This window comes from Nonomuraea helvata (genome assembly GCF_039535785.1).
In the GTDB taxonomy this organism is placed as follows: domain Bacteria; phylum Actinomycetota; class Actinomycetes; order Streptosporangiales; family Streptosporangiaceae; genus Nonomuraea; species Nonomuraea helvata.
Window position 1 is genome coordinate 2,055,311 of record NZ_BAAAXV010000001.1, and the last position, 22,524, is coordinate 2,077,834.

At 69.3% G+C, this 22,524-nt stretch carries 22 protein-coding genes and 1 tRNA gene; 16 read left to right on the forward strand and 7 right to left on the reverse strand.

Translation table 11 applies throughout. From position 1 onward, the window contains the following. Positions 1-92 precede the first annotated feature (92 nt). The 7 genes from ABD830_RS09410 to ABD830_RS09440 are packed head-to-tail and all read left to right on the forward strand — an operon-like array spanning position 93 to position 4,840. Positions 93-452, forward strand: a complete 360-nt coding sequence (locus ABD830_RS09410) for an RRQRL motif-containing zinc-binding protein (RefSeq protein WP_344986123.1) — start codon at positions 93-95, stop codon at positions 450-452. Then, positions 449-706 (forward strand): hypothetical protein, encoded by a 258-nt coding sequence (locus tag ABD830_RS09415; RefSeq protein WP_344986124.1) that lies wholly within the window; start codon positions 449-451, stop codon positions 704-706. The genes ABD830_RS09410 and ABD830_RS09415 overlap by 4 nt, the downstream gene beginning before the upstream one ends. Beyond that, complete coding sequence (locus ABD830_RS09420; RefSeq protein WP_344986125.1) at positions 703-1,194, forward strand: hypothetical protein; 492 nt, start codon at positions 703-705, stop codon at positions 1,192-1,194. The genes ABD830_RS09415 and ABD830_RS09420 overlap by 4 nt, the downstream gene beginning before the upstream one ends. Next, a complete protein-coding gene (locus ABD830_RS09425) occupies positions 1,178-1,774 on the forward strand; it encodes a hypothetical protein (protein ID WP_344986126.1) in 597 nt (198 codons plus the stop codon). Before ABD830_RS09420 ends, ABD830_RS09425 begins: the two co-directional genes overlap by 17 nt. Before the next feature lie 3 nt (positions 1,775-1,777). Further along, positions 1,778-3,406, forward strand: coding sequence for a replication initiator (locus tag ABD830_RS09430; protein WP_344986127.1), 1,629 nt, complete (start codon positions 1,778-1,780; stop codon positions 3,404-3,406). Between the two features lie 31 nt (positions 3,407-3,437). Beyond that, positions 3,438-3,653 (forward strand): helix-turn-helix domain-containing protein, encoded by a 216-nt coding sequence (locus tag ABD830_RS09435; protein ID WP_344986128.1) that lies wholly within the window; start codon positions 3,438-3,440, stop codon positions 3,651-3,653. Next, on the forward strand, positions 3,650-4,840 hold the full coding sequence (locus tag ABD830_RS09440; protein ID WP_344986129.1) for a tyrosine-type recombinase/integrase: 1,191 nt from the start codon (positions 3,650-3,652) through the stop codon (positions 4,838-4,840). Before ABD830_RS09435 ends, ABD830_RS09440 begins: the two co-directional genes overlap by 4 nt. A gap of 91 nt (positions 4,841-4,931) precedes the next feature. On the opposite strand, the gene ABD830_RS09445 is transcribed toward ABD830_RS09440, so the two are convergent. Continuing rightward, positions 4,932-5,003: transfer RNA gene (locus tag ABD830_RS09445), tRNA-Asn, on the reverse strand. Between the two features lie 126 nt (positions 5,004-5,129). Here ABD830_RS09445 and ABD830_RS09450 point away from each other — a divergent pair. Beyond that, a complete protein-coding gene (locus tag ABD830_RS09450; RefSeq protein WP_344986130.1) occupies positions 5,130-5,447 on the forward strand; it encodes a YtxH domain-containing protein in 318 nt (105 codons plus the stop codon). A 22-nt stretch (positions 5,448-5,469) separates the two neighbouring features. Here the strand turns inward: ABD830_RS09450 and ABD830_RS09455 are convergent, their stop codons facing one another. From ABD830_RS09455 to ABD830_RS09465, 3 genes are read right to left on the reverse strand one after another with little or no spacing between them, the layout of a single operon-like run. Then, positions 5,470-5,946 (reverse strand): hypothetical protein, encoded by a 477-nt coding sequence (locus tag ABD830_RS09455; RefSeq protein ID WP_344986131.1) that lies wholly within the window; start codon positions 5,944-5,946, stop codon positions 5,470-5,472. Continuing rightward, positions 5,943-7,217 (reverse strand): amylo-alpha-1,6-glucosidase, encoded by a 1,275-nt coding sequence (locus tag ABD830_RS09460; RefSeq protein ID WP_344986132.1) that lies wholly within the window; start codon positions 7,215-7,217, stop codon positions 5,943-5,945. Before ABD830_RS09460 ends, ABD830_RS09455 begins: the two co-directional genes overlap by 4 nt. 32 nt (positions 7,218-7,249) lie before the next feature. Further along, positions 7,250-7,408 (reverse strand): hypothetical protein, encoded by a 159-nt coding sequence (locus tag ABD830_RS09465; RefSeq protein WP_344986133.1) that lies wholly within the window; start codon positions 7,406-7,408, stop codon positions 7,250-7,252. Between the two features lie 180 nt (positions 7,409-7,588). On the opposite strand from ABD830_RS09465, the gene ABD830_RS09470 reads away from it, so the two are divergent. From ABD830_RS09470 to ABD830_RS09500, 7 genes are all read left to right on the forward strand, one after another. Next, entirely contained in the window at positions 7,589-8,755 is a 1,167-nt protein-coding gene (locus ABD830_RS09470) for a coiled-coil domain-containing protein (RefSeq protein ID WP_344986134.1), read from the forward strand. After that, on the forward strand, positions 8,752-10,869 hold the full coding sequence (locus ABD830_RS09475) for a serine/threonine-protein kinase (protein ID WP_344986135.1): 2,118 nt from the start codon (positions 8,752-8,754) through the stop codon (positions 10,867-10,869). Before ABD830_RS09470 ends, ABD830_RS09475 begins: the two co-directional genes overlap by 4 nt. A 101-nt stretch (positions 10,870-10,970) precedes the next feature. Beyond that, the gene (locus tag ABD830_RS09480) at positions 10,971-11,792 is read left to right on the forward strand and encodes a protein phosphatase 2C domain-containing protein (protein WP_344986136.1); all 822 of its coding nucleotides are present in this window, start codon (positions 10,971-10,973) and stop codon (positions 11,790-11,792) included. Then, entirely contained in the window at positions 11,785-13,071 is a 1,287-nt protein-coding gene (locus ABD830_RS09485; protein ID WP_344986137.1) for a vWA domain-containing protein, read from the forward strand. Before ABD830_RS09480 ends, ABD830_RS09485 begins: the two co-directional genes overlap by 8 nt. Further along, positions 13,071-13,703: an FHA domain-containing protein gene (locus ABD830_RS09490; protein WP_344986138.1), complete on the forward strand. Its 633-nt coding sequence runs from the start codon at positions 13,071-13,073 to the stop codon at positions 13,701-13,703. The genes ABD830_RS09485 and ABD830_RS09490 overlap by 1 nt, the downstream gene beginning before the upstream one ends. Continuing rightward, positions 13,700-15,079, forward strand: a complete 1,380-nt coding sequence (locus tag ABD830_RS09495; RefSeq protein WP_344986139.1) for a hypothetical protein — start codon at positions 13,700-13,702, stop codon at positions 15,077-15,079. The genes ABD830_RS09490 and ABD830_RS09495 overlap by 4 nt, the downstream gene beginning before the upstream one ends. Further along, on the forward strand, positions 15,076-15,882 hold the full coding sequence (locus ABD830_RS09500) for a transporter substrate-binding domain-containing protein (RefSeq protein WP_344986140.1): 807 nt from the start codon (positions 15,076-15,078) through the stop codon (positions 15,880-15,882). Before ABD830_RS09495 ends, ABD830_RS09500 begins: the two co-directional genes overlap by 4 nt. A gap of 66 nt (positions 15,883-15,948) precedes the next feature. Here ABD830_RS09500 and rpoD read toward each other — a convergent pair whose 3' ends face one another. Then, positions 15,949-17,052: an RNA polymerase sigma factor RpoD gene (gene rpoD, locus ABD830_RS09505; RefSeq protein WP_241563834.1), complete on the reverse strand. Its 1,104-nt coding sequence runs from the start codon at positions 17,050-17,052 to the stop codon at positions 15,949-15,951. A gap of 440 nt (positions 17,053-17,492) precedes the next feature. After that, positions 17,493-20,294 carry a DNA primase gene (gene dnaG / locus ABD830_RS09510; protein WP_344987651.1) on the reverse strand — a complete coding sequence of 934 codons (2,802 nt, stop codon included), beginning with the start codon at positions 20,292-20,294 and terminating at the stop codon, positions 17,493-17,495. 169 nt (positions 20,295-20,463) lie between these two features. Here dnaG and ABD830_RS09515 point away from each other — a divergent pair, with 169 nt between their 5' ends. After that, positions 20,464-21,360, forward strand: a complete 897-nt coding sequence (locus ABD830_RS09515; RefSeq protein WP_344986141.1) for a M23 family metallopeptidase — start codon at positions 20,464-20,466, stop codon at positions 21,358-21,360. Here the strand turns inward: ABD830_RS09515 and ABD830_RS09520 are convergent. Next, entirely contained in the window at positions 21,320-22,483 is a 1,164-nt protein-coding gene (locus ABD830_RS09520) for an NAD(P)/FAD-dependent oxidoreductase (protein ID WP_344986142.1), read from the reverse strand. The two genes, ABD830_RS09515 and ABD830_RS09520, sit on opposite strands and share 41 nt — an antisense overlap. Between the last annotated feature and the right edge of the window lie 41 nt (positions 22,484-22,524).

Here is a 22,524-nt window from a genome sequence, read left to right on the forward strand (position 1 = left end):
AACACGAGCGAGGGCCGGACCAATCCGCCAAGATCTCCGGCCCCCGTCTCTCAAGCCCACTCCCAGCGACCAAGCAAAGGAGCAGAACCGTCATGCACTCTATCTCCGCGTCGGCTGCCCGGATACCGCAGCTCGATCGGCTCAACGCCACGCCTGGTACCCGTGTCGTCTTCTACGACCCCACCGGCAGCGAGTATGGCCTGCCCACCTACCCGTGGAAGTGGGCTCCCAAGCACCTGAAGACCCGACGCCAACTCGCCGCCCTCGGTCTACGCCCCGGCGGACAAGCCCCTGTCGCCCAGATCCTGTGGCGCAAAGGCGGACGCGTCGCCTACCTCTACGACATCGCCCGCGCACTGCCCAAGCGCAAGCCCACCGGCAAGCAGCTCGACGCCCTCGGTAAAGCCCTGCGCGCTCGCCGCGCCCGTCGAAGCGAGCGGAGCGCATCATGAGCCGTTCGATCGAAAACCCTGACTACGCCGCCTTCCTCAGGCGGATCATCCGCGCCTACAGCAAGCGCATCGCCGACGGCGACATCGAAGCCCTCGCCGACTTGGCTGGCGTCGTCGCCGAACTCGACCACGCCATCGCCCAGGCCGTCATTCAGCTGCGTGTCCAGCACGGCTACTCCTGGGCCGACATCGCCCGCCCTCTCGGCATCACTCGCCAGGCCGCGCAACAGCGCTGGGGCGGTGAGAGTTCATGAGCGCCAGCGGAACCGTCTACCTGCTGCACTTTGACCGGCCCTACAAGCATGCCCGCCACTACATCGGCTGGACGCCCGGTGACCTGAATCGGCGACTTCGCCAGCATCGCAACGGCACTGGCGCCCGCTTGCTGCAAGTCATCACTGCCGCAGGCATCGACTTCGTCGTCGCCCGCGTCTGGAACGGCGGCCGCAACCTCGAACGCTCCTTGAAGAACCGGGGCGGAGCCTCACGCTCCTGCCCGTTATGCGGAGTCATCCCGCGCGTCACCGGCTGGGAGCCGGTAGACCACGACCACCCGGCACCGGCAGAGACCACCACGCCCGACGCGATCACCCTCGTGGACGCCACCTGCGCATGCAACCGGATCACCACCGTCGTCGCAGCCCTGCTCGCCACAGCCTCCTTCACCTGCGGCGACTGCCACCAACCCGTCGTCCCACTCACTCGCGACGTACAGGGAGAACACCATGCCCTCACCGTCTAACCACGCCGAACGCATCGAATCCGGCGTCCAGCTCCTCATCCTGCTCCTGGTCGGCCTCATGGCCGGAGCAGCCTCCTTCACCCACGTCCACGATTGGACCATGGCCAACAGCCCCGAAGGAACCGGCGAATGGTTCGGCTGGGCCAACGCCGTCATCTCCGAACTCACCCCCACCGCCTCCGGCCTGGAAGTCCGACGCCGCAAGCGCAACGGCCAACCCATCGCCTACCCAATGATCGTGCTCATCGCATCGGCCATCCTGTCCGTCGCGGCACAGATTGCCGTCGCCAAACCCCACCCCACCGGCTGGTTGATCGCCGCCATCCCCGCACTGGCCTTCCTCGCCCTCACCAAGCTGGTGCTCTCACGCACCACCACAACCGAATCGGCGACACCCCAAGAGGCCACGGAACTCGAACTTGTCCTGGAATCCACGCCCGAACCTGCGGTAACGCCCCTCGGCCACGAGCGCCAGGACCACGCGCCCACTGACCACCGCACCCTCCAGGAGCAGCCCCCGGCCCTGCCAGCTCTGCCGGTCCTCCAACTACCCACTCCCGCCCTGGAAGGACAGCACTAACCCATGCCCACCCAGCTCGACACCGCTTCGGCGCTGGCTCTCACCCCCGGGACCACTTCTCCGGCCCCGGGCGTGGGGGCGAACACCGAAAGCCGTCTGTCCAGCCCCTTCGCCCGCGAACCCAGCCAGCAGATCCGCACCGCTCTGCAACGCGCCGCACGACCCGGCTACTCCGCCTGGCTCCGCCACGTCGAATCAGCCGCCGCCTGCACGCACCCGGTCCGCCTGCACGGCCACCTAGCCACCGTCGACGCGAGCACTGGCGAGATCCTCACCCACCGGCACACCTCGACCCTGCCGGACGGCGTCATCTACAAAGCCTGTGGCAACCGACGCCACACCGTCTGCCCCGCCTGCGCCACCACCTACCAACACGACGCCTACCACCTGGTCCGCGCCGGACTCGTCGGCGGCAAAACCATCCCCGACAGCGTCCGCACCCATCCGGCCGTCTTCGCCACCCTCACCGCCCCCTCCTTCGGCCTCGTCCACACCCGCGACGTACGCCACTGCGCCTGCCGCGACAAGACCCGCTGCACCTGCCGACCTGCCCCCTGCCACGCCCGACGCAACGCCCCGACCTGCCCCCACGGAACCCCGTTGGCCTGCTGGCAGCGCCATGCAGCTGGTGACGAACAGCTCGGCCGGCCCCTGTGCGCCGACTGCTACGACCACGCCCACCATGTCGTCTGGAACCACCACGCCGGAGAACTCTGGCGCCGCACCAAACAACACGCCGAACGCCACCTCAACCAGCTCGCCCGGCAACGCGGCCTGCCCAAAATCCGACTCTCCCACGGCAAAGCCGCCGAATACCAAGCACGCGGCGCAGTCCACTTCCACATCCTGCTCCGCCTGGACGGCATCGACCCCAACAACCCCGACGCCATCATTGCGCCTCCCGAGGACATCTCCGCTGACGATGTGATCGCCGCCGTCACCCTGGCCACCACCACCATCGCCTACACCACCGACCCCCACCCCACCCGCCCCGACGGCTGGCCCATCGCCTGGGGCGACCAACACGAGATCCGACCCATCACCCTGTCGGCCTCCGGAGACGCCCTCGACGACCAGGCCGTCGCCGCCTACCTCGCCAAGTACTCCACCAAAGGCACCGAAGCCACCGGTCACACCTCCCGGCGACTCACCCCCGACACCATCGATCTGTACGCCAACCCCCGCGGCACCCACCCCGAACGGCTCATCGCCGCCGCCTGGACCCTCGGCCAAACACCCGAATGGGCCGGACTTCGCAGGTGGGCCCATATGCTCGGCTTCGGCGGACACTTCCTCACCAAAGCCCGCCGCTACTCGATCACCTTCGGCTCCATCCGGCAAGAACGAGCCGCCTACAAACGCGCACAAGCCCTCAACGACGGCCACCCAAGGCCAGAGGGACACCCCGAAACAGCGCCATTCCAGCGTCAAGCAGACCTTGACACCAAAACCGAGGAAACCACCCTCGTCATCGGATTCCTCGCCTACGCAGGCACCGGCTGGCACACCACCGGTGACCGACTCCTCGCCAACACGGCAGCGGCACAAGCCCGCGAACGCACCCGAGCAGGACTCGAAGAACTCGCCCACGACGCCTGGGAACAGAGCTCGTCCATACCGCTCGCAGCCTGATCAACCCTCAGAACGCGAACGGAGTTCACGCATGACAAGCCCCCGTACGTCCCCTAGCGAGCCAGCGGTCGTGCCGCTGCTCTACAAACCCGAGGAGGCCGCAGTCCAGCTTCGGATCAGCCGTACGAAGGTCTACGCCCTGCTCCGCACCGGTCAGATCCGATCGGTGAAGATCGACGGGTCCCGCCGCATCCCGGTGGCCGCCCTCGTCGAGTACATCGAGAGTCTTGAGAGGAGGGCAGCGTGAGCGACTTTTCGATCTACTTCGACGCGAGCAAGAACGCGTGGATCGCTGCGGTCTCACTCGGCTTCGACGGTGCCGGCCACCGTGTCCGGCGCAAGGTGTCGGTCGTACTACCTCGCAAGTGGCAAGATCGCCCGGCCGACGAGCAACGCGAGCAGGCGGCCAAACTGCTCGCCCCCAAGGTCAAGAAGCTCCTGGAAGAGGCCGAGAAGGGCATCAAGACGCAGGCCAACTACCGGGTGAGTGACGCCGTCGAGGACTTCCTCATTCACGGTCTCAAGGGCCGCAGCATCGGCACCATCACCCACGCCCGGTCGACGGCCGAGAACCAGATCAAACCGAAGATCGGCAACTACCGGCTCAAGGACCTGCGAGCCGAACACGTCGATCTATGGCTCGACGAACTGGCCGAAAGCCTCGCCACAAAAACGATCGTTCAGATACACGGGTTGCTGACGCGCGCGATCCGCATGGCCGAGAAGCGCGAACTCGTCGGCCGCAACGTCTCGGCCCTGTGCGAGACACCATCCGGACAAGAGGGACGGCCGAGCAGGTCGCTGACGCTGGAGCAGGCCGTGGCCGTTCTGAGAGCCTGCGAGGGCGAGAAATTCGGCGCGTACGTCATCACGTCGCTTCTGACCGGTATCCGGCCTGAAGAGGCCCGCAAGCTGCTCTGGAGCGCAGTCGACCTGAACGGCCGGCCGAACGCCGAACCGCCTGTCCCACCGTCCATCTCGGTGCTTCGCGCCGATCGGGTGGGCGGTGATACCAAGACCAAGAAGTCACGACGAGCACTCGCCCTGCCCGCTCTCGTGGTCGACGAACTCAAGCGGCACCGGACCCGTCAGAACGCGCAACGCCTGGCCGTTGGTGAGGCGTGGCGGGACCATGATCTCGTCTTCACTCGCGAGGACGGAACTATGCTTGATCCCATGCGTGTGTTGCGCGGCCTGCGCGTCATCACAAAGAAGGCAGGCATTGGCAATCGCTGGAAGGTGCGGGAGCTCCGGCACTCGTTCGTGTCGATCCTGAGTGACGGGGATGTCTCCGTGGAACGTATCGCTGATCTCGTCGGGCACTCGACACCCACCACCACGCAAACCGTCTACCGGCACCAGATCAGGCCGGTCATCGTTCATGGCGCCGAGACCATGGACGCCGTCTTCGGCAATGGAGATCAAACCGGCTAGTGGCTCCCCGATTGGCTCCCGGAACGACTCAGGCCCCCTATCCTTGATCAAGGAAGGGGGCCTGAACTGTGTGTCCTCAGCTCAACCGAAGCTCCCGCGATAGGACTCGAACCTATAACCTGCCGGTTAACAGCCGGCTGCTCTGCCGTTGAGCTACGCGGGATCGTGCGTCTGCGCACTTCGCCGGGGCTGTTGGGCCCCTTCGCTGTGCGCAGGAATAGATTAGCGCACTCCTGGAGTGCGTGTCGCATCGTAAGCGGGGTAGGGCCGGAGACAGCGGAGGTGCAAGATGCGTTATCGGATGACATTCGCTGCTGGTATGGCGATCGGCTACGTGCTGGGCAGCCGGGCGGGTCGCGAACGGTACGAGCAGATCAAGCGGACGGCGCAGCGTGTCGCCGACAACCCGAGGGTCCAGGAGGTCGCCGGTGTGATGGGCGCCCAGGCGTCGAAGCTGGCGGGAATGGCCCGTTCCAGGGTGGGCGACACGCTGCAGAACCGCATTCCCTTCCTCAGTTCCGACCGGCACGATCCCGACACGGGCACGGGCTGGCCGGATGAGGACGTCGTGGACCGCAAGGCTCGCGAGAGCGGCATACCGTACTGATCATGCGCGCGGCATGGGCGGCTCAGACGCCCATGCTGCGCCGCAACCCCTCCAGGGCCTGCTCGGCCTGCGCACGCAGGCCGGGGTCCTCGGGGTCGAGGCCGTCGTCGAAGACGAAGGTCCAGCCGAGCACCTCGCCGCCGGGCCGGCGCCTGGCCACCAGCCGCACACCGCCCCTTCCGGGCAGCTTGACGTGCTTGTTGACCACGATCGTGGAGTTGACGCGCTCGCGCACGGTCTCGGGCACCAGCCGCGGCTCCGAGATCTGCTCGGCGTGCCACGCGCCGTCCATGGTGAGCACCCGCACCCCCTGCTCGTCCCACGACGCCTTGTCGATCTCCTCGTACGGCACCCGCGTCCCGTCCGTCAGGTAGAGGGCGAGGTTCGTGGCCACCACGTAGCCGGAGGTCGCGCCGGCGGCGTAGGTCAGCACCCGCTCCCCCGGCTCGGTCTCCAGGGACTTGCGCACATCGGCGGGCAGACGGCGGAAAAAGCTCATTCCACCACGGTATCGGCGAGCAGATCGAGGGTGAGCGCCGCACTCCACGAGAAGTCCCGGCACCCGCGCCCGCTGCCGTCGAAGGGGTCGAAGCACTCGCGGAAGCCGGCCTGCCGCACCAGGCGCAGCGTGCAGTTGGTGAGCTGCTGGCCGAGCTGGTCGAGCGAGTGCACGGCCGCGGCCCTGCGCAGCAGCCAGTTGGTGTTCACCCAGGAAGGCCCGCGCCAGTAGCGCGTACGGTCGAACTGGGTGGCGCGGATCTCGCAGCTCGGCACCGGATAGCCGGTGGCCCCCATGAACCTGGCCGACTCCAGCACCTCCACGGCCGCGCGCAGGTGGTCGCTGGGCAGCCCCGGGTCCAGCAGCGGACCGAAGGCGCCCACCGTGCAGACCCGGATCAGCCGGTCGGTCCGCAGGTCGCGGGCGTAGAAGCAGCCGTCCCAGAGGCGGTCGAGCATGGCCTGCCTGATGCGGTCGGCCTGCTCGGCGTGGGGCGCCGGGTCGGCGCCCGCCAGGGGCGCCAGCTCGGCCAGGGCCTGGCAGGAGGCCAGCCAGATCCCGTTGAACATCGGGTCCTCGATCGCGAACGGGTGCTCGTCCCGCAGGTACTCGGCCCGGTATCCGGCGTCCCGGTAGCGCATGGCCAGCCAGACGTAGCGGTCGTGGTCGCTGTCCGGGTGGCGCTCGTCCAGCTCCACGTTGCGATAGCCGTACCTGATCGCGGGCAGCGCGGCCAGCGCGTCGTCCCAGGACGGGCTGTCGTCCATGCCCGACTCCCACGGGTGCACGATCGCGGCCAGGCCCGCGCCGCCGAGGTCGCGGGCCGAGGAGAGGTAGGCGTGCTGGGCGACCAGCGCCGGGAAGGCCCTCCTGACGAACGCGACGTCGCCGGTGTGCCGGTAGAGCCACCACAGGGCCAGCGCGTGCATCGGCGGCGAGGTGAGCCCCGAGGTCAGCACGTGTGGCGCGGCAGCATGCTCCTGCGAGCGCCACACGGAAGGACCAGGGAAGTACGCCTCTCGCGTGTGGAAGACGATGTGCGGCACCATGCCGGTGGCCCACTGCCCGCGCAGCAGGCTGAGCAGCTCGTCGCGGGCCCGGTCGGGCCGGTGCCTGGCCAGGCCGATGACGACGAACGCGGAGTCCCAGCTCCATTGGTGCGGATAGAGACCTGGCGCGGGCACGGTGCCAGTGCCTGTCCAGTTCGCCTCGAGCACGGCCAGCGCCTCGCGCCCGAGCGCGGCATCGTCGACCGCGGGCCGCGCCTCCATCACCCAACTATGCCCGCGGATGCCGCAGGAAGCTATGTCCTCTTGACCCACTTCGTGAGGAGCATGGCGCCCAGCGCCACGGCGCCGATGATGAGGCCCCACTTGAGCAACGTGAGGGCGAGGCCCACGAGGGGGCCGAGGAGCACGAGCGCGGCCACGATCGCCGCGGCGAACAACAGAATTCGTCCCATGTCCGCAACGGTAAGAGATCCTTTAAGCAGATTGCAGGCGAGACAGGGTTGAATCAGGGACAAGTCAGGGGTCTCCCCGACTCTTGGAACCAACCGGCCGAATCCCCCGTTTAGCCGGTAGGACCAAGGGGGCATCGGGGGCCCGCTTCACCGGGGAGCGTGATGAACCTGGGACCACCCATGAGCAGGGAAGGCGTCGAGCACGCACTGCGCGCTCGCGCCGACGAACGTGACCGTATCTCCGGTGACCTGCTCGATCTCGAATCCCACACCACCTACCAGTTGCTCAGAGGAGCCTCCTTACGCGGGGCGACCCAGCGGAGATGGGCCGCGGCGCAGGAGTCGCTGGCCACGCTGTGGTCGCTGAACGACGCGTACCGGGCCGTGTTGCGCGACGCCGAGCAGATCAGGGCCGCCCGCGCCAAGGTGGGCGCCGAGCAGCTGGCGGAGCTGACCGAGCTGCTCGCCGGCGTGTCCGTGGTGCTGCGGGCCGCGGCCAAGCCGGTCGAGCAGCGCTCGCTCCTCCCCCAGCAGGACGAGCGGCTGACCCTCGACCAGACCGTGGCGCGGATGGACGCCGCCTTCCGCGAGGTCACCTCCGCCCTCAATGACATCGACGCGGTGTGGAACGCCGTGCTGCCCCGGCTCGACGGGGCCGACAGCGACCTGCGCCACATCCGCGACCTCGAACGCGACCTCGGCGAGAGCGCGGACCTGACGGCGCACGAGGCCGAGCTGAGGCGGCTGCGCGCCTCGGTCCTCGAAGACCCGCTCGGCGCGCCCGTCGAACAGGACCTCGACCGGCTGGCCCGGCTGCTGGCCGGCTCCCGCGCGGAGCTGGAGCTGGCGCTCACCGTCAAGGCCGAGTACGCACGGCGCAGGGAGGACCTCGTGGCCGCGCTCGACCGGGTCCGGGCGGCCGAGAGCGAGGCCCGGCTGGCCCACGGCGCGGTCGTCGTCAAGATAGCCCTGCCGCCGCAGGCCCAGCCGCGCAGCCGGGCCGAGTCGCTGGCCGCCGGGCTGGACGCGCTCGACGCCTCCGCCGACACTTGGGTGCTGCGGGCCAAGCGCCTGGCGGGGCTGGAGGAGGAGGCCCGCAAGGCCGCAGACCAGTCGCTGGCCACGGCCAAGGCGCTCTACGGCCTGGTGGGCAGGCGTGACGAGCTGCGCGGGCGGCTCGGCGCCTGCCAGGTGATGGCGGTGCGCAAGGGCCTGGCGGAGGACCCCGCGGCCTCCGAACTGTTCGAACGGGCGCGCGTGCTGCTGTGGAGCGCGCCCTGTGACCTGACGAAGGCGGCGGCGGCCGTCGAGACGTACCAGCGCGCGATACACGGAGGTAAGGGATGACCCGCTGCGCGCAGCCCGGCTGCACGGGCACGATCGAGGACGGCTACTGCGACCTGTGCGGCCACTCGGCCGGCGCGCCCGCGCCTCCCTCCCCATCTTCGGTCCCGGTCCAGACCCAGCCGGTGAGCAGGTCGGTCACCTCGCCGGTGAGCAGCGGCCGGTCGCGGGCGGGCAGGCTGGCCACCATCGCCGACCTGCCGTCGGTGCCCTACCGCGACCCGACCACGGCCGTCATGAGCGACCCCGTGGTGCCCGAGGACAAGCGGTTCTGCGCCAACCCGGCGTGCGGGAAGATGGTCGGCCGGTCCAGGGAGGGGCGGCCCGGGCTGACGGACGGGTTCTGCCCGCACTGCCGTACCCAGTTCTCCTTCACCCCCAAGCTGGGCAAGGACGACCTGGTGGCGGGCCAGTACCGGGTGCTGGGCTGCCTGGCGCACGGCGGGCTGGGCTGGATCTACCTGGCCTCCGACGAGAACCTCGACGGCATGTGGGTGGTGCTCAAGGGCCTGCTCAACACCAACGACGCCGAGGCTCTGGCGGCGGCGGAGGCGGAGCGGAAGTTCCTCACGACGATGGACCACCCCAACATCGTCAAGATCCTCAACTTCCAGCGCTCCGGCGGCTTCGGTTACATCGTCATGGAGTACGTGGGCGGCCAGTCGCTCCACGAGCTGCGCCGCCAGGGCCCGCTGCCGCTGCGCGAGACCCTCATGTACGGCAGGGAGATCCTGCAGGCGTTCGCCTACCTGCACGAGCACGGCATGGTCTACTGCGATCTCAAACCGGCCAACGTGATCAGGGTCGGCAAGCGGCTCAAGCTCATCGACATGGGCGCGGTGCTGCCCATCGGCTCGCCGGCGGGCTCCGGCTGGGCCACGCCCGGCTACCACGCCCCGGAGGTCGAGACCGCTTCCGCCGCCGCCACCGCCGACCTCTACACCGTGGCCAGGACGCTGGCGGTGCTGGCCGTCCCGGGCTTCGTCCCGTACGCGAACGGCGTGGCCGCGCCGCTGCCCGACGACTGCGGGCACCCGTCCTTCACCCGGCTGCTGCGCAAGGCGACCGCCGTCAACCCCGCTGACAGGTTCCAGAGCGCGGAGGAGATGGAGGAGCAGCTCATCGGGGTGCTGCGGGAGGTGAGCGCGCTCGAGGACGGCGTGCCGTACCCGGCGCCCTCGCCGATGTTCGGGCCGGAGCGGACCGCGGTGGGCACGGCGCTGTCGGAGGACGGCGACAAGGTGTTCGGGCCGCTCGACCCGGCAGAGGTCGCGGCCGCCCTGCCGGTGCCGCTGGTCGATCCGGCCGACCCGGCGGCGGGCGCGCTGGCCGGGCTGCTCGGCCGCGACAGCAAGGAGCTGATCGACCAGCTCGCCGCGATGCCGCAGACGCCCGAGACGAAGCTGATGCGGGCCAGGCTGCTGGCCGAGGAGGGCGCGGCGGGGGCTCCGGTCGTGCTGAGCGAGCTGGACAGGGAGCTGCCGGGTGACTGGCGCGTGACCTGGTACCGCGGGGTGCTCTCGCTGACCACGCGGCAGACGGACGAGGCCGTGTCGATGTTCGACTGGTGCCTGTCGGCGCTGCCGGGTGAGCTGGCGCCGAAGCTGGCGCTGGCGTTCGCGCTGGAGTGCGCGGGCAAGCCGGCGGCCGGCTGGTACGAGGCCGTCTGGCGGACCGATCACTCCTACGTGAGCGCGGCTTTCGGGCTGGCCAGGTCGGGCCGGATGAGCGTGCTGGACGAGGTGCCGTCCCACTCGATCTACCGGGTGTCGGCGCAGGTGGCGCAGGCGATCTCCGTCGTACGGCGGCCCGATCTGAGCCTGCTCACCACGGCCGACCTCGTGGGCGCGGCCGACCGGCTGGACCGGCAGACCGACCTCCACCCGCGCCGCCGCGACCTGCTCACCGCCGAGCTGCTCACCTCTGCGCTGACCTGGCTCGACGGCCATACCCCGTCGTCCGGCGCGCAACTGGCGGGCGCGCCGTTCACCGAGACGGGGCTGCGCAGGCGGCTCGAGTCGATCTACCGCAAGCTGGCGGTCGCGGCCGAGTCACGCCAGGAGCGCCACGAGCTCATCGACCAGGCGAACGCCGTACGACCGAGGACGTGGTTGTGATGGATCCGCAGCGTAGCGAGGACATCCATCACAACCCTCCGAGCGAAGCTCGGCAATCGGACGCTGCGATGCGGGTGATTTGTCCTGTATGTGAGGCGGCCGTGCTGGAGGGTGAGACCTACTGCGAGGCGTGCGGCCACACGCTCGGCGCGCCGGCCTGCGCGTCGTGCGGTGCGCACGCCGTGGACGCGGAGGGCTACTGCGAGCGGTGCGGCGCCCGCCAGCCCACCGGCAGGGACCATGCGGAGACCGTGCTCGACGGCGGCGCGGCGGCGGCCGTCACGGACAAGGGGCTGCGCCGCAGCCGCAACGAGGACGCGGTGGCGCTGCTCACGTCCGGGGCGAACATCGTGACCGTGGTCTGCGACGGCGTGGGCAGCTCGCCCAGGGCCGACGAGGCGTCCGCGGTGGCCGTCGAGACCGCCTCCGCCGCGCTGGCCAGGGGGCTGCCGCACGATGAGGCGTTCGACCTGGCCGGGCGGGCGGTGGCCAAGCTCGCCACGTCCGTCCACGACGCGCCGGCCAGCACGTACATCGCCGCCGTCGTCGAGGAGGGCCGGTTCACGCTCGGCTGGGCCGGCGACACCCGGGCCTACTGGCTGCCGGACCCCGAGCGAGGCTCGGCAATGACACAGGGTGTGCTGCTGACCGAGGACGACGCGGTCGAGACCGGCGAGATCACCGCCTGGCTCGGCGCCGACGCCGTCGACGTCGCGCCCCACGTACGCACCTTCGCCCCGAAGGAGCCCGGCCTGCTGCTCGTCTGCAGCGACGGCCTGTGGCGCTACCTGGACGGCTACGCCTTCCCCACCACCGGAACCCCCATCGAGATGGCCCGCGAGATGCTGCGCCACGCGCTCGACTCCGGGGGCCAGGACAACGTGACCATCGCCTTGATCCCCTTAGGAGTGACGCATGGGTGACCTGCCCACTTTCACCCTGACCATCGACCAGAACAAGTACCTCCCGACCGACGGCCGCGAGGTGCACGCCATCCTCACGGTCACCTCCACCGGCGGCGTGGTCACGCAGTCCGTGACCGCGGAGGCCGCCGAAGTGATCATCATTGACACGTCCGGTTCGATGAGCGGCGGCAAGATCCGCGAGGCCAGGCAGGCGGCCGCGACCGCCGTGCACACCCTGCGCGACGGGGTCAACTTCGCGGTGATCGCGGGCACGGAGCGGGCCAAGGTGATCTACCCGGGCGGCCACGCCAACCTGGTCAAGGCCAGCCCGGCCACCAGGGCCGAGGCCGAGCGGGCGATCAGCCGGCTGTCCGCGCACGGCGGCACCGCCATGGGCGAGTGGCTGAAGCTGGCGGGCCACCTGCTGTCGGCACACCCGTCGGCGATCAGGCACGCGCTGCTGATGACCGACGGCCAGAACAACGAGCGGCCCGAGGTGTTCGCCTCCGTGCTGGCGGGCTGGAGCGGCAAGTTCGTGTGCGACTCGCTGGGGATCGGCGAGGACTGGGTGCCCGCGGAGCTGCGGAAGGTCTCGGAGGCGATGCTCGGCACGTTTGACTTCGTACGGAACCAAGGGGATCTGTCCGAGTTCTTCCGGAGGCTGACGCAGGCGTCGATGAGCAAGACCGTGGCCGAGCTGGCGCTGCGGGTGTGGGTGCCGCAGACCGCCACGCTGAAGTTCGTCAAGCAGGTCTCCCCCACGCTGCTCGACCTGACCGGCAAGCGCACCGACGTGAACCCGCTGACCGGCGACTACCCGACCGGCTCGTGGGGCACCGAGGAGCGCGAGTACCACATCTGCGTGGAGGTGCCGCCGGGCCAGATCGGCCAGGAGATCAGGGCCGGCTGGGTCAAGCTCGTACGCCCCGACACCCAGGACGTCCTGGCCAGCGGGAACGTGCTCGCCCAGTGGACCGACGACCTGGCGGCCTCCACCCGGATCAACAACAAGGTCGCCCACTACACCGGCCAGGCCGAGCTGCACGAGCTCATCCAGGACGGGCTGAGCGCCAGGGCGATGGGCGACGTCGACACCGCGACCGCCCGTCTGGCCAAGGCCAAGGAGCTGGCCGCCGAGTCGGGACGCGAGGACACCGCCAGGCTGCTGGAGAAGGTGGTCGAGGTCGATCCGGCCACCGGCACGGCCAGGCTGCGCAGGAACGTGGACAAGGCCGACGAGCTCGAGCTCGACACGGGCTCCGTCCGTACCAGCCGGCTGCGCAAGGAAGGAAGCTGATGGCCACCTGCCCGCAGGGCCACGCGTCGGGTGACGACGAATACTGCGACGTCTGCGGCGCCCAGATGGCCGGCGCCCCCGCACCCCAGCCGCAGGCCCAGGCCGCGGCGCCGGGGGCCGAGTCGTGCCCGGTCTGCCAGACGCCGCGCGCCGGGCAGTTCTGCGAGGTGTGCGGCCACGACTACACCGGCGGCAGCGCCCCTGTCTCCGTCCCCGTGGGCGGCGGGGCCCATTGGGAGGCCGTGACCGCCGCCGACCGCACGTACTACGAGAAGGTCATCGCCGAGGGGGGTCCTGACGCGACCGCGATGGCGTTCCCGCCGTACTGCCCCGAGCGCTCGTTCGCGCTGGTCGGCGAGCAGGTACGGGTAGGGCGGCGCAGCAGGGCCAGGAACGTGGCCCCCGAGATCGACCTGACCGGGCCGCCCGAGGACCCGGGCGTCTCCCACCTGCACGCCGTGCTGCTGGCCCAGCCGGACGGCTCGTGGACGCTGGTCGACCCCGGCTCCTCCAACGGCACCCAGGTGAACGGCAAGCCCGTCAAGGTCAACGTGCCGGTCAGGATCGGCCCAGGCGACAAGATCCACCTGGGCGCGTGGACCGTCATCACCATCAGGGAGGGCACGCCGTGACCATGGTGCAGGCCCAGTCCCAGGCGCCCGTGGTGGCGCCCGCCGCTCCGGCGCCCGTGCGCCGGAGCGTGCCCGGCAGGATCCGGGTCGTCACCGGCGTCACCGTCGCCTCGCTCGCCCTGCTCTTCGCGGCGCTCGCGGTCGGCAGCATGACCGCCCGCGACGGCCTACGGGTCATCGGGCGCGACGCGGGGCCGCAGGTGGTCGCCACCGCCGATCTCTACCTGGGGCTGAGCGACATGGACGCGCAGGTGGCGAACGTGCTGGTGATGGGCGACCAGTACGCGCCGCAGCGCAAGCAGGCGCTCGACCGCTACGAGCAGCAGCGGTCCAAGGCCGACGAGGCGCTGATGCAGGCGCTCTCGCTCGCCGACACCAGGGCCGAACGGGAGACCGTGCGCTCGGTGCTCGACAAGCTGGGCCGCTACGAACGGCTGGCCGGCCAGGCGCTGCTGCTCGACGAGCGATCCAAGCACGCGCCAGGGCCGCCTCCCCAGGAGGTGGTGCTGACCTACCGCGAGGCCACCAAGCTGATGCGGGTCGAGCTGCTGCCCCAGGCGTACAACCTGACCTTGGAGAGCGGCACGATCGTGCGCGCGACCTATGACGAGAAGACCGTCATGGTGCCGCTCCTGCGGATCGCGGTGGTCCTGGCCGGGATCCTGGCGCTGAGCTGCCTGATCTGGCTCCAGGTCTACCTGGCGCGCCGCTTCCGCCGGGTCTTCGGGCCGGCGCTGCTGGTCGCGACCGTGACGACCGCGATCGCGCTCCTCGCCGGGTTGAACGTGCTCGGGACGGACGAGGCCGCGCTGCGCCAGGCCAAGTCGGCCGGCTTCGACTCGGTGCTGACGCTGGCCAAGGCGCGTTCGATCAGCAACAGCATGCAGGGCGACGAGAGCCGCTACCTGCTGGACAAGGAGTGGGCCGACACCTACGAGCACACGTTCCTGGACAAGGCGATGTCGGTCGTCTACTTCAAGGCGGGCAATCTGCGGACGTACCACAACCAGGTCGCCACGGGCTCCAAGGACTTCCTCGGCATGCTGAGGGCCGACCTGGTCGGCAAGGAGGGCGACGACGCGCTGGAGGCGTACCGCAGCTTCCAGGCCTCCGACACCAAGTTCCGTGAGCTGGTGGCGAACGGAAGGACCGACGAGGCGGTCGCCGAGCGGCTCGGCCCGGTGACCACGGCGTTCGACGCGTACGACCGTGCACTCCTGGCGCTGTCCGCCAAGAGCCAGAGCCAGTTCACGCGCGCGATCGAGCACGGCGAGAGCGCGCTGGACAACCTGTGGCGGCTGCTGCCGTTCGCCATCGGCGGGATCGGCCTGCTGGTGATCGCGGGCGTGTGGCCACGACTCAAGGAGTACCGGTGAAGCGGGCGCTGGTGGTGGTGCTGGCCCTGGTCGCGACGGCGGTCGCGGGCTGCGGGACGGACGGGCAGGAGTCGGTCCTGGACAAGGACAGGATCGTCATCGCGGTACGCCCCGACCTGCCCTCGGTCGGATTCCGCCGGCCCGACGGCACGTTCGAGGGCTTCGACGTGGACGTGGCCGCCTACATCGCCCGCAAGCTGCACAAGGAGGCCACCTACATCGGGGTGCTGGCCGCCGACCGGCAGAAGGTGATCACCAACGGCCGGGCCGACCTGGTGCTGGCCACCTTCACGATCGACCAGGAGCGCAAGAAGGACGTGCTCTTCGCAGGGCCGTACCACATCTCCTACCAGGACATCCTGCAGCGGCCCGACGAGACGATCAAGAACGTGCGCGACCTCAAGGGGCGCAGGATCTGCGCCGTGCAGGGCTCGAACGCGGCCCAGCGGGTCGTGGAGGAGCGCGAGGTGGCGGCGCAGCTCGTGCCGTTCAACGACTACAAGGCGTGCCTGTCGGCGCTGAAGAGCAAGCAGGTGGACGCGGTGACCACCAACGACGTCATCCTGGCGGGGCTGGCCAACCAGGACGGCTCGGGGCTGAAGCTGGCCAACGCGCAGTTCAACGAGCAGCGCACCGGAGTGGGCATGCGCAAGAGCGACGTGCCGGGGTGCGAGGCGGTCAACCGGGCGATCACCGACATGTACCAGGACGGGACGGCGAGCAGGCTGCTGCACCGGTGGTTCGGCAAGGCGGGGCTGGATCTGTCGACCATCGCGGTGCCGCAGTTCGAGGGCTGCTCCTGAGCAGCGGACAGGCTCCCGGACATGGGACGGGCCCGGGCGGCACTCGCCCGGGCCCGTTCCCTTGGATCAGTCCAGGTAGTCCCTGAGCATCTGCGCGCGCGTCGGGTGGCGGAGCTTGGCCAGGGTCTTCGACTCGATCTGCCGGATGCGCTCCCGCGTGACGCCGAACTCCCTGCCCACCTCCTCCAGCGTGCGCGGATGGCCGTCGGCCAGGCCGAAGCGGAGCTGGATGATGCGCTGCTCGCGGTCGGACAGCGTGGCCAGGATGTCGTCGAGCTGGTCCTGCAGCATGATGAAGGCCGCGGCCTCCATGGGCACGACAGCGTCGGCGTCCTCGATGAAGTCGCCGAGGTCGGAGTCCTCCTCACCGATCGGCGACTGCAGCGACACGGGCTCCTGGGCGATGCGCTGGATCTCCACCACGCGATCGACAGGGAGGTCCATCTCCTTGGCGATCTCCTCGGGAATCGGCTCGCGGCCGAGGTCCTGGTGGAGCTGACGCTGCACGCGTACGAGCTTGTTGATGGTCTCCACCATGTGCACGGGGATGCGGATCGTCCGCGCCTGGTCGGCGATGGCACGGGTGATCGCCTGCCTGATCCACCATGTCGCGTAGGTGGAGAACTTGTAGCCCTTGGTGTAGTCGAACTTCTCGACCGCCCGGATGAGCCCGAGGTTGCCCTCCTGGATCAGGTCCAGGAACAGCATGCCGCGGCCCACGTACCGCTTGGCGATCGACACCACGAGCCTGAGGTTGGCCTCGATGAGCCGCTGTTTGGCTCTGGTGCCCTGCCAGACGAGCTCCCTGAACTCCGGGAAGGCCAGACGCGAGACCCCGTTGGCCAGCTTGTCCTCGGCGAACAGGCCGGCTTCGATCGACTTGGCGAGCTCCACCTCCTCCTCAGCGGTCAGTAGGGGCACGCGGCCGATCTCCCGTAGATATATACGGACCAGATCACTGGTCGGAGCCCGCTTGCCGACGTCTTCCTCATCGGCGCGGGTGGATTCCTCGTCGCCCTGGGGCTCGAGGACCTCCACGCCGTTCTCGGCGAGCATTCGCACGACGCGTTCCAGCGCGTCGGACGGCAACTCGGACCGGTCAAGCGCGGCTGCGACGTCATCGACGGTTACGCTCCCGCGCTCCCTTCCCTTCGCGACGAGATCCGCCACCTGATCTACCGATGGCGAACTGCTTGGCAGCACCGATGCACCCACGGGAGACAGTCTGCAGTATTGGTTCCATCAAATGGCAGACCCATTTTTGTCACCGAAGGTAAGGCGATCGTCCTTACCGAATTGAGATCGCTTATAGGTTTGGCCGGAGTTTGATCAGGAAATCAAAGTCAATTACGCAGTCTGGTTTCAGGCGCCCGGCGACACCCCCCGGCCGGACGCGACTCTTCTGCTGCCCTGACCTCGCTGTCCAGCGCCTCCGTCAGCCGTTGGACCGCGCCAGGTTCCCTGGTCAACCGCCCGGATATGCCGCCTGCGACCGCGGCCAAACTGTTATCAACCACCGGCGTGACAGGCCCGGTTCTTGGGGGTTCGGCAGGCGTTCGCGACCGGGCGTCGCGGGCACCGCCCCCGCGAAAGTCGGTCACGAACGCGGGTCAGCTCCCGGCGGCGCGGTCGCGGAGCACGCGGCGCTGCTGCTCCAGGGCCACCAGCTCCCCGAACAGCTTGTTGTACTCCTGCGGCTCCTCCACCGGATTGAGCCGCTGGATCCGCGACTTCACCTGAGCGATCGCCCGGTCCACCGCGATGGCCTCGATGGCCGCCAGCATGGCCCCGGCATAGCGCTCCTCGGCGTGCGCGTCGGCCTGGATCGGCTCCACCGCGAAGCGAGTCACCAGCCCCCGGGCGCCCTCCTCGTGCGCGTGCTCCAGCAGCAGATCGACCCACTCCCGACCGCCGTAGGCACCCGCGACCACACCCCCGGCGGCCACGATGATCCTGTGCAGCAGCACGTGCTCGGGAGCCGTGAACGCCTGCGGGTCGAGCGCGTCGAAGCGCGGCCCGAGCAGCGCTGGGCGCTGCACGGCCAGCTTGAGCAGCTCGCCCTCCACCCGCACGCTCGGGTCGACGGGCGCCGCCTGGGGCGCGCGCCGCGGGCGGCCCTGCTGCGCGCCCGCCGCCTCGGAGATGCGCTGCATGACGAACCGCTCGTCCATGAAGCCCAGCCACCGGTCGAGGTCGATGGCATAGCGCTTGCGCAGCCCCACGTCCTTGATCCCGGCCACGATCGGCGCGGCGGCGTCGAGCGCGGCGATCTTGCCTTCGTTGCTGCGCAGGTCGTAACGGGAGATCGTGCTCCTGATCGCGAACTGGAAGAGCGGCTCCCTGCTCGCGATCAGATCCCGCACGGCCGCGTCGCCCTGCTTGACGCGCAGGTCGCACGGGTCGAGCCCGTCGGGCTGCACCGCGACGTAGGTCTGCGTGACGAACTTCTGCTCGTCGGCGAACGCCCGCAGCGCCGCCTTCTGCCCCGCCGCGTCACCGTCGAAGGTGAAGATCACCTCGCCCCGGAACTCGGCCTGGTCGAGCAGGAACCTGCGCAGGATCTTGATGTGCTCCTCGCCGAACGACGTGCCGCACGTGGCCACCGCCGTCGGCACCCCGGCCAGGTGGCACGCCATCACATCGGTATAGCCCTCGACGATCACCGCCTGAGCCCGCTTGGAGATCTCCCGTTTGGCGAGGTCGATGCCATAAAGCACCTGGCTCTTCTTGTAAAGCGGCGAGTCAGGCGTATTCAGATATTTCGGACCTTCATCGGAATCGAGCAACTTTCGCGCCCCGAATCCGATCACGTCCCCGGTGGCGTCCCTGATCGGCCAGATCAGCCGCCCCCTGAAACGGTCCATGGGGCCCCGCCGCCCCTCCTTGGCCAGGCCGCCCTTGACCAACTCCTCAGCGGTGAACCCGCGCCCCAGGAGATGGCGCGTGAGCGCCTCCCACTCGGCGGGCGCGTACCCCACCCCGAACAGCTCGGCGTCGGCCCGCTCGAACCCCCGCTCCGACAGGAACCGCCGCCCGGGCGCCGCGTCGGGCCCGAACAGCTTGTCGGCGTAGAACTCCGCGGCCGCCTTGTGCGCCTCGATCAGCCTGGCCCGCTCGCCATGGTCACGCCTCGGGACATAGCCCCCTTGCTCATACTGCAGCTGGATGCCTGCCCGCTGTGCAAGCCGCTCGATCGCCTCGTTGAACGGCAGATGCTCGATCTTCTGGACGAACGTGATCACGTCGCCACCTTCGGAGCATCCGAAGCAGTTCCCGGTCAAAATATTGTCTTCTAGGACAAACGCATGCCCATGGTCGACAGTGGCACAGAACACCTCCTCGACCCGGTCGGTCTCCTCGATCGACTGCACCACCCAGCCACGCCTGGCGAACGCCTTCACCGCTCCGGTGAACCTCAGACGATGCTCGTCGATCAGGAAGAAATCTTCGGTGAGGTCCTCGTTGACAAAGTGAACACGGAAGATCGAGCTTGGCTCCCTACCGGGAAAGCCAACCCTGACCTGCTCCGTTATGCCGTACGTGCCGATCCCGAGCCTGGTGCATACGGCGCGGACGAACTCCAGCGTCGCCTTGTCCGCGCAGTTGAGCATGATCGTTCCGTCTTTGGCGACATGTCCGTCGGCGGCCAGATAGCCCGCGAGCCAGCCGTAAAGGTACGGCACGGACTCATCCAGCGAAGGGAGCTCCTTGAAGAACCGCGGCAGGTGGTGGACCAGGAGTTGCCTGCTGTTTCCCGAGGCCCCTTCGGAGCCCTCCGTCACATAGCTGAGGGGAAACCACTTGAGCAGTTGCGCGTCCTTGACGCTGTCAAGCGTCGCCCTGCTTCCCGTTGCGGCTCGGGTGCCGTCACCGAAAGTGATTCCATGGGCGATGCCAAAGGGCGATGGGGTGGTGCGCTTGATGCGCGAGCCCGGGAACACCGTGACCAGCCGCTGGCGCGGCTTCAGGTCCTTGGTGATCACTTCTGCACGTTTGTCCTGCTTGCGCCCGGATCGCACGAACCAACGATGCTCGGGCGTGGCGAAGATCTCCTTCTGCTGCCCGTTGCGGGTCACCACGATCTTCATGAGCGACTGAACACCGAAGGACATGAACGGCGCGTCCACCCACGTGCCGTCCGATGCGAGAATCCGGTGCACCCCGCCCGCAAGCTCGGCGATGGGACGCACGCCCTCCCAGGTCATGACCTGCGTCTCCGCCGCCAGGCAGAAGTACATCCCGCGCTCGGGGGTGACGTTGAAGGACGGGCTCTTCTCGTCGTGGAAGGGGCACAGGCCCTTGAGATTGCCGCCCCCCGCGTTGCGCAACTGGATGTGTTCGCCGATCACATCGGCGATGGGTGAACGCTCGCGTACGAGCGCGATGTCGACATCACGGATCCGGCCAGCCACGCCGGTGAGTCTATGCCGCCCCACCGACGCTTCCGGCCGGTACGGGTGCGGTACGGGATAGGCGGGCATCACCTGTGCGTTGCTAAAGGGGGAAAGCGGCTCTGCGAGGTCTCCCGGTCGGCTACAAAGGTAAAGGTTGTCGGTGGAAACGGTGACACAGGTGGAGATCATGCGATCGGGGCATCTCGGACGATGGGCGGCCGTCATGGGCGCCGTGCTGCTGGCTGCCGGCTGCTCCCAGGCCACCGGGCTGGCCGGGGTGAGCGTCCAGTCGCCCGCCGGCCTCCGGCCCTCCGCCGCCCCGTCCTCGACCGTCGTGGCCTCGACGGGCCCGGCGACCTCCGCGACGCCCAGCCCGACGGCTGAGCACCAGGCGGCCGAGCAGCCGCCCAAGGGGGACGACCCGGTCAGGGTGCCGCCGCCGAAGCTGTCGAAGTACGAGTACGCGTTCCCGGTCAAGGGCTGCAGGACGACCTATCAGCGCCAGCTGCTCGTGCTGCCCAAGACGACGATCTGGGCCCAGCAGGGGTGCGCGTTCGTGGCGCCGATCGGCGGCGTAGTGGACGAGGTGAACGTCCAGAACAAGTGGCGCCCGGCCACGGACAACGGGGCCGACCGCGAGGGCAGGTTCGTCACGATCATCGGGGACGACGGCGTGCGCTACCTCGGCGGCCACCTCGACTCGATCGCGGACGGCATCAAGCCGGGCGTCCGCGTCAACGCGGGCCAGTTGCTCGGACGGGTCGGCAAGTCGGGCAACGCCCGCGACACCGGGGCCAATCTCTACTTCGCGATCTCGTGGAAGACGGGCCCGGCCTTCTGGTGGGTACGCAGGGGCATGGTCAAGCCGTGGGACTACCTCGACGCCTGGCAGTCCGGCAACCGCACGTACTCGCCCAGGGACGAGACGCTGGCACTCCGCGGCAAGCTGGGCGAGACGCCGCGCTGCGCCGTGCAGTGCTCGTCGAAGAAGACCCCGCAGGCCCAGAAGACGAAGCGGCCGAAGCGAGACAGCGGCACCACGGTCACTGTGACCCCGTCGATAGCTCCTTTTGGTCAACAATGACGCCTGACCTGATGAGCTCCTGGATCTCGTCCACGACGTCCCAGACGTTGACGTTCATGCCGGCGATCACCCGGCCGCCGCGCAGCCAGTACGCGATGAACTCCAGGCTCTCGGGCTCGCCCCGGTAGACGATCTCGTCGTAGCCCTCGATGTCGCCGGAGAACTCCATGCTCAGCTCGTACTGGTCGGTGTAGAAGTACGGGATCCGGTCGTAGACCACGTCCTGGCCGAGCATGGACCGGGCGGCGGCCGGGCCGCCGTGCAGAGCGTTGGCCCAGTGCTCGACGCGCAGGCGGCGCCCGTACAGCGGGTGGTGGGGCTCGGCCACGTCGCCGGCGGCGAACACGTCGGGGTGCGAGGTGCGCAGGGCGGCGTCGGTGAGTACGCCCTGGCCGACGTCGAGCCCGGCCTCGCGGGCGAGCCCGACCTCGGGCACGGCGCCGATGCCGGCCACCACCATGTCGGCGGCGAGCCGCTCGCCCGAGCTGAGCCGCACGCCGGTGTCGGTGATCTCGGCGGCGGCGGTGCCGAAGCGCAGGTCCACGCCTTTGCCGGCGTGCAGGCGGGCGAACAGGTCGCCGAGTTCGTGGCCGAGCGCCCGGTTGAGCGCGGTGGGCTCGGGCTCGACGACGGTCACCTCGCAGCCCGCCGCGCGGGCGGCCACCGCGGTCTCCAGCCCGATCCAGGACGCGCCGACGATGAGCACGCTGCCGACGGCCGCGAAACGCTCCTTGAGCGCCTCGCTGTCCTGGACGGTACGCAGGTAGTGAGCGGGTCCCGGCAGCCGTCTGGGAGTGGCTCCGGTGGCGATGAGCAGTTTGCCGTACGGCTGCCGCGACCCGTCGCTGAGCCTGACCAGGTGGTTGTCGGGCTCGATGCGGGTGACGCGGGTGCCGAGCCTCAGGTCCACGCCGTTGTCGGCGTACCACTCCGGACCATGGATGAAGATCTTCTCGCGTTCGCTCTTGCCCTGGAGGTACTCCTTGGACAGGGGCGGTCGTTCATAGGGCCGTTCGGACTCGGCGCCGATCAGCACGATCTCGCCGTCGAAGCCCTCCTCGCGCAGCGTCTCAGCGGCCTTGGCCCCCGCGAGTCCGGCGCCGACGATCACATATGTGGCCATGGGCGCAGTATCCGCCCCCTCGGGTCAGGGGAAAAGGCTGG